Source organism: Marinobacter sp., from assembly GCF_965229985.1.
GTDB lineage: Bacteria > Pseudomonadota > Gammaproteobacteria > Pseudomonadales > Oleiphilaceae > Marinobacter.
Genome location: NZ_OZ245935.1, coordinates 2,244,031 through 2,257,291 on the forward strand (window position 1 = coordinate 2,244,031; position 13,261 = coordinate 2,257,291).

13 protein-coding genes are annotated in these 13,261 nt (G+C 57.9%); 4 read left to right on the plus strand and 9 right to left on the minus strand.

Annotation, left to right across the window (positions count from 1 at the left end; genetic code table 11):
• Positions 1-2: 2 nt before the first annotated feature.
• The 4 genes from ACO06L_RS10320 to ACO06L_RS10335 all read right to left on the minus strand — a co-directional run bounded on the left by ACO06L_RS10320 (position 3) and on the right by ACO06L_RS10335 (position 4,383).
• Positions 3-1,127, minus strand: coding sequence for an HmuY family protein (locus ACO06L_RS10320; protein ID WP_202348550.1), 1,125 nt, complete (start codon positions 1,125-1,127; stop codon positions 3-5).
• Positions 1,128-1,164: 37 nt separating this feature from the next.
• Positions 1,165-3,147, minus strand: a complete 1,983-nt coding sequence (locus tag ACO06L_RS10325) for a TonB-dependent receptor plug domain-containing protein (RefSeq protein ID WP_227716678.1) — start codon at positions 3,145-3,147, stop codon at positions 1,165-1,167.
• Between the two features lie 171 nt (positions 3,148-3,318).
• On the minus strand, positions 3,319-3,822 hold the full coding sequence (secB, locus tag ACO06L_RS10330; protein ID WP_064227537.1) for a protein-export chaperone SecB: 504 nt from the start codon (positions 3,820-3,822) through the stop codon (positions 3,319-3,321).
• A gap of 144 nt (positions 3,823-3,966) precedes the next feature.
• Complete coding sequence (locus ACO06L_RS10335) at positions 3,967-4,383, minus strand: rhodanese-like domain-containing protein (RefSeq protein WP_008169323.1); 417 nt, start codon at positions 4,381-4,383, stop codon at positions 3,967-3,969.
• Between the two features lie 147 nt (positions 4,384-4,530).
• Between ACO06L_RS10335 and gpmM the strand changes: the two genes are divergently transcribed.
• The 4 genes from gpmM (at position 4,531) to ACO06L_RS10355 (ending at position 9,548) form a co-directional block, all read left to right on the plus strand.
• Positions 4,531-6,078 (plus strand): 2,3-bisphosphoglycerate-independent phosphoglycerate mutase, encoded by a 1,548-nt coding sequence (gene gpmM, locus ACO06L_RS10340; protein ID WP_227716154.1) that lies wholly within the window; start codon positions 4,531-4,533, stop codon positions 6,076-6,078.
• A gap of 20 nt (positions 6,079-6,098) precedes the next feature.
• Positions 6,099-7,232: a murein hydrolase activator EnvC family protein gene (locus ACO06L_RS10345; protein WP_202348553.1), complete on the plus strand. Its 1,134-nt coding sequence runs from the start codon at positions 6,099-6,101 to the stop codon at positions 7,230-7,232.
• A gap of 97 nt (positions 7,233-7,329) precedes the next feature.
• On the plus strand, positions 7,330-8,736 hold the full coding sequence (locus tag ACO06L_RS10350) for a S41 family peptidase (RefSeq protein WP_202348554.1): 1,407 nt from the start codon (positions 7,330-7,332) through the stop codon (positions 8,734-8,736).
• Positions 8,733-9,548, plus strand: a complete 816-nt coding sequence (locus ACO06L_RS10355) for a divergent polysaccharide deacetylase family protein (protein WP_202348555.1) — start codon at positions 8,733-8,735, stop codon at positions 9,546-9,548. The genes ACO06L_RS10350 and ACO06L_RS10355 overlap by 4 nt, the downstream gene beginning before the upstream one ends.
• Before the next feature lie 126 nt (positions 9,549-9,674).
• Here ACO06L_RS10355 and hisF read toward each other — a convergent pair whose 3' ends face one another.
• The 5 genes from hisF to ACO06L_RS10380 all read right to left on the minus strand — a co-directional run bounded on the left by hisF (position 9,675) and on the right by ACO06L_RS10380 (position 13,095).
• Positions 9,675-10,448 carry an imidazole glycerol phosphate synthase subunit HisF gene (hisF, locus tag ACO06L_RS10360; protein ID WP_064227532.1) on the minus strand — a complete coding sequence of 258 codons (774 nt, stop codon included), beginning with the start codon at positions 10,446-10,448 and terminating at the stop codon, positions 9,675-9,677.
• Positions 10,449-10,457: 9 nt separating this feature from the next.
• Positions 10,458-11,195 (minus strand): 1-(5-phosphoribosyl)-5-[(5-phosphoribosylamino)methylideneamino]imidazole-4-carboxamide isomerase, encoded by a 738-nt coding sequence (hisA, locus tag ACO06L_RS10365; RefSeq protein ID WP_202348556.1) that lies wholly within the window; start codon positions 11,193-11,195, stop codon positions 10,458-10,460.
• A complete protein-coding gene (gene hisH / locus ACO06L_RS10370; RefSeq protein ID WP_202348557.1) occupies positions 11,189-11,830 on the minus strand; it encodes an imidazole glycerol phosphate synthase subunit HisH in 642 nt (213 codons plus the stop codon). Before hisH ends, hisA begins: the two co-directional genes overlap by 7 nt.
• A gap of 71 nt (positions 11,831-11,901) precedes the next feature.
• The gene (gene hisB, locus ACO06L_RS10375) at positions 11,902-12,495 is read right to left on the minus strand and encodes an imidazoleglycerol-phosphate dehydratase HisB (RefSeq protein WP_014578250.1); all 594 of its coding nucleotides are present in this window, start codon (positions 12,493-12,495) and stop codon (positions 11,902-11,904) included.
• A 138-nt stretch (positions 12,496-12,633) separates the two neighbouring features.
• The gene (locus ACO06L_RS10380) at positions 12,634-13,095 is read right to left on the minus strand and encodes an SRPBCC family protein (protein ID WP_202348558.1); all 462 of its coding nucleotides are present in this window, start codon (positions 13,093-13,095) and stop codon (positions 12,634-12,636) included.
• Between the last annotated feature and the right edge of the window lie 166 nt (positions 13,096-13,261).

The window sequence follows — 13,261 nt, forward strand, 5'->3', positions numbered from 1 at the left end:
GATTACTCCTGCGCCTGCTGAAGTTCAACGGCCAGCCAACGCACCGTGGGCTGGCCACTGGTTCCGTTCTGGTCGTAGTAACCGACAATCTGCAGCGCCCAGACCGTTGACTCAGGATCATCGGCATCCGCCTTGATCAGGAAGGTCCGGAAGTTCGGCCAGATCTTGTGCTGATCGGTCAGGTTGTAGGCATACCAGGTGTTATCCGTGAATACCCCGCCGGTTGAGTCCGTGTTGTACAGCTGCGGAACACCCGGATCGCTGTCATTGGCGGCAAGTTCGCTCCAGGTCATCGGGTCCGAGGCCCCGCCACTGCCGTTGCCGGATACCCCGCTGTTGGATTTCAGGTACCAGTCGCGACCGGAGAAGCCGACCTGGACATCCCAGACTTCGCTGGTTTCACAATCGACAACGGAAGCCGAGTCAAAATCGAAACATGCGTCGCCACCTTCATAGCTTGCAGGGGAAGTGAAAGTAATTACCGTGTCACTGAATCCCAAAGCGCCGGAGGCCTGCACGTCAAACTCGAAGGTGAAGCCTTCAATCCCCTGCCCTTCGCGGGTCGGAAAATCGAAGTCGACAACCCGCATACGGGCATAGCTGTTTCCCTCAGCAGAGCGCACCAGGTAGCCAACATCTTCGGCCTCGCTGATCACACCCGTGGCAAAGTCGTATTGAGACCAGGTATCCGAAGATCCAAACGCACTGGCAAAGGCATCCTCCTGCCAGCTCCCCGGCTCTTCGAGAATGCCCAACAAATGTTCCTCCTCAGAGTTGGCGGCCGCGTTGGTGAACACATTGGCGTCGGGATCGCCATTACTGTCGTAGAAATCGTCCTGGGCAATTGCCAGCGCGCCGACCACACTGCCATTTCCGGAAGCACCACTGTTCACCTTGAAGTTCAAACGGTTGGCGGCAATGTGCCAGTCGTCGCTTTCTTCCACCATCGCTCCGGTTTCCAGATTCAGGTAGACGGTCTCAGTTGCCGCGGGCATCAACTGCTCGGAAAACCTGCTCACGTTATCCGCATCGTCCTCCGCGATAGAGTTGTCGCTGCCTCCGCCACAGGCCGTCAGAGCCAGGGCGGCCAGCACAATGGCCGGGGGTCTGGTATCGAAAAGATCCATGGATATCTCCTTCATATCGTTTTTTGGTGGTCAGGCATCATTCGCCAAAGGAAACCGTGAGCCCGGCGTAGAGGAAGCGCCCGGCAACGGGTCTGAAATCTTCACTGGCATTGGAAAAATCGCGCTGTTCGTCGGTGATGTTGTCGGCCCCGGCAAACAGTCGGAGCTGGTCTGAAAACCGGTAATTCAGTTTCAGGTCGGACGTTGTATACCCCGGGGACTCGGTTCCGGCGGCAGCATCCACGAACTCCTCACTCTGGTACCGAAGCCGCGCACTCCAGGACAGGCCTGGCAGCCCAAGCGGACCATCCAGCCCGAGACGGGCCTGGTGCCTCGGGCGGCGATTAAGCTCATTGCCTGTTGCACCATCTTCGGTTCGGGTCAGGGTATAGCCGGCGGTAAGCCGCCAGTGCTCGGAAGGTTCCCAGCCAGCCGTGGTCTCGAGCCCCCAGGTCCTTGCTTCAGCAATGTTTTCGTAGGAGAAAACCTGAACGCCGTCGTTCCGCGCCTGGGTAGCCTCGGCATCCGGTGAAGTCTGGATCAGTTGCTCGATGTCATTAAGGAAGGCGTTAGCTTCCAGCCATACGGACCGGTTCCAGGACAGCCCCCCTCCAAACTGATAGCTGACGGATTCCTCCGGTTGCAGATCCGGAGTTCCCTGAACGATGTAGCCAAGCTGGCTGTGATCAAAGGTGAAGTACCTTTCCTTCAGGTTCGGCACCCGGTATCCGGCGCCAACGCCAGCACGCAGGAAGCCGGTCAGTGAATCGGTCCGGACCAGGTCGTAACGTGTATTGATCTTGGGAGCCGTGTGGGTTCCAAAGTCGGAGTCATTCTGGAAACGAACGCCGGGCACCAGCTCAAGATGTTCAGTGGGCATCCAGGTGTCCTGAACCCAGGCCTCCTGGCTTTCACGCTGTCGGCGAGGTTCCGCACCGAGCTCGGAAGCGCCGTCCTTGGTCTGCTCGAGCGTTTCACGGTTGACATCGACACCGCCCTGCAGGTGGTGACTGAGCCCTACCGGCTTGCCCAGATGGGCCGAAAAACGGGACAGAGTGGATTCGGCACGACGGTCATCAAAGACCCCGCTGCCGGTATACTTCAGGGTATCGTCATCGAGAATCTCATGGACGGCGGACCAACCGGCACGCAGATCGGCGTTGCGTCCATGATCTCCAGACAGGGTATAGCGGGTACGGGTGACCGTTTCATCCTTACCCTGATTGATCACAAAAGGCGGGTTGCGCTCGGTGTAACGTGACCCGGACTCCTCCTCGAACCGGGCGACCGCAGCGCTCAGTCGGTGATTCCCGTTCGGAGACCAGTCGGTGCGGAAGCTGAGATCGGTGCGATCGTATTCATCACCCGGTCGGGCCCAGGTCTTCGGCTCCGGATCGATGCCATCGGAATGCTGGTGAGATGCGGACAGACGCAGGGCCAGCTGTTCACTACCTCCCTGGACCGTGGCTCGGGCGGAATATCGCGCGGGGTCGGCTTCATCGCCCGAGGGATTCTGGTCACCATAGGTACCGGCATCGGTGGTGAACTGGCCGGAGAGCCCGGAAGCCGGCGGACGGGTAATGACATTAACCACGCCACCGATACCGGAGCTGCCATACTGGGCAGAGACGGCGCCCTTGACCACTTCCACCCGCTCAATATCGAGCACGGCCAACTGGCTGACGTCCACCGTCGATCCGGTAGTGGCCGTCATTGGCATACCGTCGATCAGAACCAGCACACGATCGGATTCGATTCCCTGAAGCCAGACCTCGTAACCGGGCTTGCCGTGGATCTCCCGGAGCTGCAAACCCGGCACGTTTTCCAGAGCCTCTTTCAGATTGCGAGCGTGGGTTTTCTCAAGCTCTTCGGCGGTAACCACCTCGGTCCGCACCGGGGTATCCAGCAACTGACGCTCACTGCGGGTTCCGGTAACAACAAGCTCATCCAGGTAACCGGCAGGCCGGCTATCTGCGAGTGTTGCCGTAGAGACCATGGCGATGAGGGAAGCGCAGGACAAAGATAGATGTGATATTCGAGAATACATAAACCAACCAAACGACTCAGATCTTAGTACGAACGATTATCGTTTGATTTTGGATTTACATCAATGCCCGGGCTGGAATTTTTGTGTAGGCACAAAAAAACCGGCCGGAGCCGGTTTTTCTATTACTGCTTCATCTGCTGCAGATCAGTGAGTCTGCTGCTCTTCGTTTGCCTCTCCCGCAGCTTCTTCCTGCTTGCGCTTGAGCGCCTGGGCATAGATGGCATCGAAGTTCACCGGCGCCAGCATCAGGGCCGGGAAACTGCCCTTATTGACTATGCCGTCGATTGCTTCGCGAGCATACGGAAACAGGATGGTCGGGCAGTAGGCGCCGAGCATCTGGCCCAACTGCTGGCCTTCGATGCCCTGAACCAGGAACACACCGCCCTGCTGGATTTCGACGATGTAAGCCACCTTCTCACCCACTTTTGCGGTGACAGTCAGGGAAAGCACAACCTCATACTGGTTGTCGCTGACCTTGTTGTGGGAGGTGTTCAGATCCAGGTTAACCTGCGGCTTCCACTGCTCCTGAAACACAGTTGGAGAGTTGGGCGACTCGAAAGACAGGTCCTTCACATAGATGCGCTGAAGGGCAAACTGGGGTTGGTTCTGGTTGTCACTGCCTGCTGCGGCTTGCTGATTCTCAGCCATTTTCAGTCCTTTCGTTCTCGATCGTGGGCTCGGGGCCCGTTGTTATGGGATGCTTTAGAGCGTGCTGCCGGGACATTTTACGTTCAGGCCGGGCCGGCTTATGTGAAACAGTGCGGCAGAATGATCTTCAGATCAAGGGCCGCCCTATTTCTTCACCAGCGGAAGATTGCTGGCTTTCCAGTCAGCCACGCCACCGTTCAGGCGAACCACATTGCTGAAGCCTTCCGCGTTCAGCTGCTTGACCGCCATCGCGGAATGCTGGCCCATCTTGTCGGCAACGATGATCTGCTTGTCCTTGAACTTGCTCAGCTCGCCAACGCGGCTCTTGAGACTGTTCAGGGGAATGTTGATCGAGCCGGTAATGCGACCCTCACCAAACTCCTTGCGGTCCCGGATGTCGACTACAACGGCTTCATCCTTGTTGATCAGGTTGACCGCGCCCTGGGCCGAGATCTTGGCGCCGCCACGACGGGATTCCAGAATAAGGATAGCGACCAGGAATGCCACGAACAGCGACACAAGAATGTAGTGGTTAACGACAAATTCAAACAACCGGTCCATGAATTTACCCTGATAATGAGTTTGGCGCGATTATACACAGCCTGCTCCCCGGACAGAAGGTGACGAAACTGGCCAGTAAATGCGAAAATAGATAAACTCCATTTTCGTTTTAGTAAATTTACTAACATTTTACTTCCGGACTTAATGATGACTGCAATGCGCAAGCCGACTGCACTGATTATCCTGGACGGCTGGGGCCACCGCGACCCGGCTGAAGACAACGCCATCAGCAATGCCAGCACCCCGTTCTGGGACCAGCTTTGGCAGAACCAGCCCAAGACCCTGATCAACACCTCAGGCATGTTTGTAGGGCTGCCGCAGGGGCAAATGGGTAACTCGGAAGTTGGCCACATGAACCTGGGCGCAGGGCGCGTGGTCTATCAAAGCCTCACCCGTATCGACAAGGATCTGGAAGAAGGTACTTTCCAGCAGAACGAGGTTCTCTGTTCCGCGATTGATAAAGCCGTCCAGAGTGGCCGCGCCGTTCATCTCATGGGCCTGATGTCTCCCGGTGGCGTCCACAGCCACGAAGACCACATCATTGCCGCTGCCGAACTCGCCGCCGCCCGTGGCGCCAAGGAAGTCTATATTCACGCCTTCCTCGATGGCCGGGACATGCCACCCCGCAGCGCCAAACCGTCACTGGAGAAAGCCGCGGCCAGACTCAAGAGCCTCGGTGTCGGCCGCGTTGCCTCGATCGTGGGCCGCTACTTTGCCATGGATCGCGACAACCGCTGGGACCGCGTGGAAGCCGCCTACAACCTGATGACCCAGGGCACCGCAGAGTTCACCGCAGCCGATCCGGTATCCGGGCTGGAACAGGCTTACGAGCGCGGAGAGAACGACGAGTTTGTAGCACCAACCCGCATCCACGCCGCCGGGGAGCCGGAGGGAACCATCAACGATGGCGACACGGTGCTGTTCATGAATTTCCGTGCCGACCGCGCCCGGGAAATGACCCGTACCTTCGTGGAGAAGGACTTCGACGGTTTCGAGCGCAAGAAGCACCCGGAACTGGCGGATTTTGTGATGCTGACCGAGTACGCGGCCGACATTAAAACCTCCTGCGCCTACCCGCCGGAGCAGCTTACCAACGGCCTTGGCGAGTACATGGCGAAACAGGGCAAGACCCAGTTGCGCATTGCCGAAACCGAGAAGTACGCCCACGTTACCTTCTTCTTCAACGGCGGCCTGGAAACGCCGTTTGATGGCGAAGACCGGATCCTGGTGCCCTCTCCAAAAGTCGCGACCTACGATCTTCAGCCGGAGATGAGCGCGCCTGAGGTCACCGACAAGCTGGTGGAGGCCATCAAGAGTGGCAAATACGACCTGGTGGTCTGCAACTACGCCAACGGCGATATGGTCGGCCACACCGGCAAGCTGGATGCGGCTATCAAGGCAGCCGAATGCCTGGACGAATGCGTGAAGCGCGTTGTCGAGGCCCTGGATGAAGTCGGCGGCGAAGCTCTGATCACTGCCGACCACGGCAACTGCGAACAGATGACCGATCCCAACTCCGGCCAGGTTCACACCGCCCATACGATCGGGCCGGTGCCACTGGTGTACACCGGCCATCGCAAGGTTGTGCTGAAAGACGACGGCAGCCTGAGTGATGTTGCACCCTCTCTGCTCGCCCTGATGGGGCTGGAGCAACCAGAGGAAATGACCGGGCACAGCCTGGTCGAGATCGGCTGATCCGGGAACGGAACCAACCTTTGCGACTTACCGCAATTCTGGCGCTCACCCTCACTCTGGGTGCAGCGCCCGCACTCGCCCAGCAGGAGGTCACCCCGGCCCAGATCGAGGAACTCAAGGAACGCATTGAGGACATCGACGACTGGCTGGAGGATGCCGAAGATGACCGCTCCGCCCTGGAGCGGCAGCTTGCTGCGACCGAGAAGAACATCAGCCGACTGACCCGCGAACGCCGTTCCCTCCGCCAGCAGGCGGAGCAACAGCAGCAAAGACTCCGTGAACTGGAAAACGAGGCGCAGGAGCTCACCCGCACACTCGACCGCCAGCGGGACAGCCTCAAGAAGCAGATCCGCGCCGCCTGGATGGAAGGGGATGCCCCAGCAGTAAAGGTTCTGCTCAATGAAATTGATCCGGACCAGATTGCCCGGACCATGACCTACTACGAATACCTCAGCAAGGACACGGTCGATCGCCTTGAGGCATTCAGGCAAAGCCTGCAAGAGCTAAGAAACACCCAGGCTGCGGTGCAGTCAACCAGGGTTGAACTGGCCAGAACCGAAGAAAGCGTCGCCAGACGCCAGCAGGAACTGACGGAATCCAGACAGGAGCGCCAGCAGACACTGGCCGCCCTCAATGCGGATATCCAGAACCGTCGCAGCGAACGGGAAGAGCTGGAATCGGATCGCAAACGGCTGGAAAACCTGCTTGAAGAAGTGCAGCAGGCGATCAACAACATTCCCTCGCCCAATGAATCCCAGCCCTTCGCGTCATTGCGCAACAAGCTGCCATGGCCAGTGAAAGGCCAGGTGTTGAGCCGCTACGGCGACCGCTACGCCGACGGCAAACTCCGGCGCAATGGCCTGCTCATCGCCACCGGGGACGAAGCAGAGATTCGTGCCATCCACTACGGTCGGGTCGTGTTCGCCAACTGGCTTAGGGGGTTTGGCCTGATTACCATCATTGATCACGGCGATGGCTACATGACACTGTATGGCCACAGCAGCAGCCTGTTCACCAGCCCTGGAGACTGGGTTGCCGCTGGCGAACCCATTGCCCAGGCGGGCCGCACCGGTGGTACCGATTCCCCGGCCCTGTATTTTGAAGTCCGGCACAATGGCAAGCCCGACAATCCAGGCCGATGGCTGGCAAACTGAGACGCCCCGGGAGGGCTGACAAACGCCGCGGGTAACGCCATACTGTCCGGAGTCAGGGAATCCAGTCCAACTATCGGAATAAAAACGGGATATGTGAATGAAACGGGTCAGAAGTACACTCCACGCCTTTCCATTACGCAGCATTGCGCTCGCTACCTGTTTCGCAACCGCTTCCGGACTGGCCTGGGCCCAGGATGAAGACGCCGCCACCGAGCAGCTGCTGGAAGGTATCCAGAACGGCGAACGGGTGGAAATCAGCCTGCCCGATCCCGAGAAACAGCTGCCGCTGGAAGACCTCCGGAAGTTCACTGAGGTGTTCAGCCGCATAAAAGATGCCTACGTAGAGGAAGTAAGCGATCGCAAACTCCTCGAAAGCGCTATCAAGGGCATGCTGTCAGACCTCGATCCTCACTCCACCTACCTGGCACCCAAAGACTACGAAGAGCTGGAAGAAAGCACCTCCGGCGAGTTCGGCGGGCTGGGCATTGAAGTGGGCATGGAAAACGGCTTCGTTAAAGTGATTGCGCCCATAGACGACACGCCAGCACAGAAGGCGGGCGTTCAGGCCGGCGACCTGATCATCAAGCTTGATGAAAAGCCGGTTAAGGGCATGAGCCTGGAAGAAGCAGTACAGCTTATGCGGGGCAAGCCAGGCTCCATACTGACGCTCACCATTATGCGTGAGGGCGAAAGCGCGCCTATCGAAATCGAAGTCGAGCGCGACATCATTAAAGTGACCAGCGTGAAATCCCGCATGCTGGAGAATGGCTACGGCTATGTCCGCATCACCCAGTTCCAGGCTGATACCGGCTCACAGTTCAAGGATGCCCTCAACGGCCTGGAAGACGAACTCGGCCGGGACCTTGATGGGCTCATCATCGACTTGCGCAACAACCCCGGCGGCGTGCTGCAGGCGGCTGTAGAGTCTGCTGATGCCCTGCTTGATGAGGGGCTGATTGTCTATACCGAAGGTCGCATCCAGAGTTCCCGCCTGCGCTTCAGCGCACGTGCTGGCGACATCATGGAAGGCACACCCATTGTAGTTCTGATCAATGGCGGCTCCGCCTCCGCGTCGGAAATCCTGGCCGGCGCCCTCCAGGACCATGAACGGGCCGTGGTGATGGGCACCAAATCCTTCGGTAAGGGCAGTGTTCAGACAGTGATTCCGCTGGATGAGACTCATGCCATTAAAATGACCACCGCGCGCTACTACACACCGGATGGCCGCTCCATCCAGGCGACCGGAATCAAACCGGACATTGAAGTACGTCCTGCGGAACTGAAAGAACTCGACAGCAAACCCTTCTTCACCGAAGCGGATCTGAGCGGGCATCTTGAAGGCCAGAATGAGGGCCAGCAGCAGGAGGATGAAAACAGCGCAGAGGGAGAATCCGCCTCCATGGCAGACCGGGATTATCAGCTGCGCTCGGCACTGAACCTGCTTAAAGGCATCCGGATTCTGAACCCGAACAAGAAGGACAAGGCAGAAGGAAGCGATCAGTGAGAGTAACGAGTACTCTGCTGGCCCTGGTATTCTGCATTGTCGCCGGCGCGGTGTCGGCCGAGCCGGCAAGGAAGGCACTGCCACCAACCATTGCCATCATTATTGATGACATGGGCCACAGCCTTGCAGAAGGTGAGCGACTGGCCAATCTGGATCAGCCGCTCACCCTGGCATTCCTGCCCTATCGCAGGCACACGGACAGCCTCGCCCGGCTCGCCCACAAGCAGCACAAGGAAATCATGCTGCATGCCCCCATGGCCAATACCCGCAACTATGGACTTGGCCCAGGTGGCCTGACACCGGATATGGACGAACAGAGCATGGTGATCACCCTGCGCAGGGCACTCCAGTCCATCCCACACGTGCAGGGCGTCAACAACCACATGGGTAGCCTGCTGACCCAGCAGCTGCAGCCCATGGACTGGGTCATGAAAGAGTTGTTCCGCTACCCGGTGTACTTTATCGACAGCCGCACCATCGCCTCGTCTGTTGCCGGTGATGTCGCCGCGGCCTACCGGATTCCAACCATGACTCGGGACGTGTTTCTCGACCATGAGCAAACCGAGGAGTTTGTGGACCGCCAGTTCAAACTGCTGATCAAGCGCGCCCGGGAAAATGGAAGCGCCATCGGCATAGGCCATCCTCATAAGGTCACCGTGGATTATCTGGAGAAGCATCTGCCAAAACTGGATGAACAGGGTATCGCCATTGCCACCGTCAGCGGCCTGTGGGCCATGCGCAATGGCAATCGGGAGATGTTTGCGGAGGGAGAGAAGCAGGCCATTCGACCTGCTTTTGCACAGAAAAAGTAACCTGGGCTGTCAAATTAGACGCAGGCTGTCGGATTACGGCTGCGCCTAATCCGACCTACGGTAGGAATGCACGCGGATGACAGTAGGTCGGATTAGACGAAGTCGTAATCCGACAAACCACCAAACTCACTCCCGTACTTCTATACCCTGAGCCTTCATAAAGGCCTTCGCTTCTGGAATGGTGTGCTGTCCGAAGTGAAAGATAGACGCCGCCAGCACCGCATCGGCACCGCCCTGGGTGACGCCATCTGCCAGGTGCTGCAGCTCTCCAACCCCACCTGAGGCAATCACCGGCACAATCACCGCATCGCTGATCGCTTTGGTCAGCCCCAGATCGAATCCGATCTTGGTGCCATCCCGGTCCATACTGGTCAGCAGTAACTCACCAGCACCCATTTCCACCATCTTGCGTGCCCATTCAACAGCGTCCAGCCCCGTGGGCTTGCGACCACCATGGGTAAAGATCTCCCAACGGGGCTCCTCGCCCTCTTCACTGACCCGCTTGGCATCAATGGCCACCACAATGCACTGGCTGCCAAAGCGCTCCGCCGCTTCCCGGACAAATTCCGGATTGAACACGGCTGCGGTGTTGATCGATACCTTGTCTGCACCGGCATTCAGCAGTTTGCGAATGTCATCCACAGTACGCACACCTCCGCCAACCGTCAGCGGAATAAAGACTTCCGCCGCCATCCGCTCCACAGTTTCATAGGTGGTGTCACGGCTCTCATGACTGGCCGTGATATCGAGGAAGGTGATTTCGTCGGCACCCTGCTCGTTGTAACGACGGGCCACTTCCACCGGGTCGCCGGCATCGCGGATATCAACGAAATTGACGCCTTTCACCACGCGGCCTTTGTCGACATCAAGGCAGGGAATGATGCGTTTCGCCAGAGCCATAAGTCGTCCTTATCCCTTCAAACTGTCGCAGAAGGCCTGGGCTTCCGCCACATCCAGGGTACCCTCATAGATAGCCCGGCCGGTGATGGCACCGAGGATGCCCTTGTCTGCCACGGTTGCCAGACGCCTGAGGTCGTCCATGTTGGTCACGCCGCCGGAGGCGATAACGGGAATCCCGCCTTCTTCGGCCAGTGCAGCAGTAGCCTCCACATTGACGCCCTGCATCATGCCGTCCCGGCTGATGTCGGTGTAAACAATGGCGTCCACGCCGTCGTTGGCAAAGCGCCTGGCAAGATCGGTGGCCATCACTTCCGAGACCTCTGCCCAGCCATCTGTAGCCACACGGCCGTCTTTGGCATCCAAGCCAACGATGATGTGGCCGGGGAATTTCTTGCACATCTCTGTTACGAATTCCGGCTCTTTCACGGCCTTGGTACCAATGATGACCCACTGCACGCCGGCCTTAAGATAGGCCTCGATGGTTTCCGCTGAGCGGATGCCACCGCCGATCTGGATCGGCAGATCCGGGTATTTGCGGGCAATGGCCCGAACGATTTCCCCGTTGACCGGTTCGCCGGCAAAGGCGCCGTTCAGGTCAACCAGGTGCAGCCGGCGGGCGCCGGCTTCCACCCAACGGGTGGCCATATCGACAGGGTCGTCACCAAACACCGTGGAGTCGTCCATGCGGCCCTGACGAAGCCGTACGCACTTGCCGTCTTTCAGATCGATCGCGGGAATTATCAGCATTTTCCAGTCCAGTTCGTAAAATTCTCAAGCAACTGCAAGCCCGCCCGGGCACTTTTCTCCGGGTGGAATTGCACCGCAAAAATATTATCTCGTGCCACCGCTGCCGCAAGGTCTACACCATAGTGGGTGCGGCCCGCCATATCAGCGTTGCCCTCAGCCTCTGCGTAGTAACTGTGCACGAAGTAGAAACGGTCACCCTCGGGAATGTTATGCCAAAGGGGGTGATCAATGGTCTGCTGCACCTGGTTCCAGCCCATGTGGGGCACTTTCAGGCGCTCGCCGTTTTCTGTGAGGTGGTCACCGAAATAGCGCACTTCCGAAGGGAACAGGCCGATACAGTCGACGCCGCCGTTTTCCTCACTACGGGACATCAGGGCCTGCATGCCTACGCAGATGCCCAGGAACGGGCGGTCCTGAGAGACCTCACGGACCAGGTCCACCACTCCAAGGCGATGCATTTCTGCCATGCAGTCGCGGATGGCGCCAACGCCGGGGAGGATGACACGGTCTGCTTCGCGAATTTTTTCGGCGTTGTCGGTGACCAATACGGTGGTGTCCGGGGCAACGTGCTCTACCGCTTTTTTGGCAGAGTGAAGATTGCCCATGCCGTAGTCGATTATGGCAACGGTTTTCATGGTTGTTGCGGTGTCCTTGATTGACCGGTCACAAGTGACCGGTTAAAGCGAGCCTTCTGGCGACGTGTCTTTTACAGAGAACCTTTGGTGGACGGCGTAATGCCGGCCATGCGCTCGTCCATTTCAATCGCCATACGCAGGGCACGGCCAAAGGCCTTGAACACGGTTTCAATCTGGTGGTGGGTGTTCTTACCCTTCAGGTTGTCGATGTGCAGGGTCACCATGGAGTGATTCACGAAGCCGTGGAAGAACTCCTCGAACAGGTCAACATCAAAACCGCCCACGGCGCCGCGCGTATAAGGCACATCCATCATCAGGCCAGGGCGGCCGGACAGATCGATAACCACACGCGAGAGAGCTTCATCCAGCGGCACATAGGCATGGCCGTATCTACGAATGCCCTTTTTGTCGCCAACGGCCTGTTTGAAGGCCTGGCCAAGGGTGATACCGATGTCTTCCACAGTGTGGTGATCGTCGATGTGCAGATCGCCCCTGGAAACGATGTTCAGATCCACCAGACCATGACGGGCAATCTGATCCATCATGTGCTCCAGAAAGGGCACGCCGGTGTCGAAACTGGATTTACCGGTGCCGTCGAGATCAATCTCAACGGTGATCTGGGTTTCAAGGGTATTTCGTTCTACCCGAGCCTTACGTTCGGCCATGGGGACTCCGTGACAATTGAGCGGCATATCGCCGGAAAAATTCTATCCGGCGATTATACCTTTTATGTCCGCTGGAGTCCCACAACCGGTTTAATCGCTACGATAGCGAAGCGCGGGTGAACGGCAAGCAAGGCTTGGTCAGAAGGCCTTCTTGAGGTTGTTCATGTAAGTATCCACGAGGCTGTTGAACTCGTGCTTGATAACCGGGCTGATGGCCAGTTTGAGCAGGCTGGGCAGGGGCACAGTCAACTCGGCACTGGTCTGGAACTTCACGGCAGTGGCATTGTCACCTTTGGACTTGATCGTCCAGGAACCGCTCACAACCCCGTTGCCCTCGCCTTTTACCGGCTCCCAGGTAATCCGCCCGGCGTCTTTGTCCGAATGGTACTTGCAGGCGTAGACCGACTGGATCGCGTGCTTGTCGACGCCGACTTTTTCCATTTCCCAGCGGTAGGTATTGTCGCCGAGATCGGTCAGTTTGTGGACCTTGGGAAAGTGACTGGCTGAACGTGGCACATCCGCCAGCAGATCAAACACTTCATCATAACTTCCCGGAATCTCAAGTTCGCGGTTCAGCTCAATCGAAACGGTAATAGCCACGGCCAACTCCTTTTTATGTTTATAGGTATCAATGTAGTCATAAAATTAAGGGGATGTATTTTGGCCCAACACTACCGCATTGTCATACTCCTGCGCTGTTAATTTGTTAACCCTGCGTTATCCTTTGGGTCATTGGCGTCGGTATTCGCCGCGAATATTGCAAGCT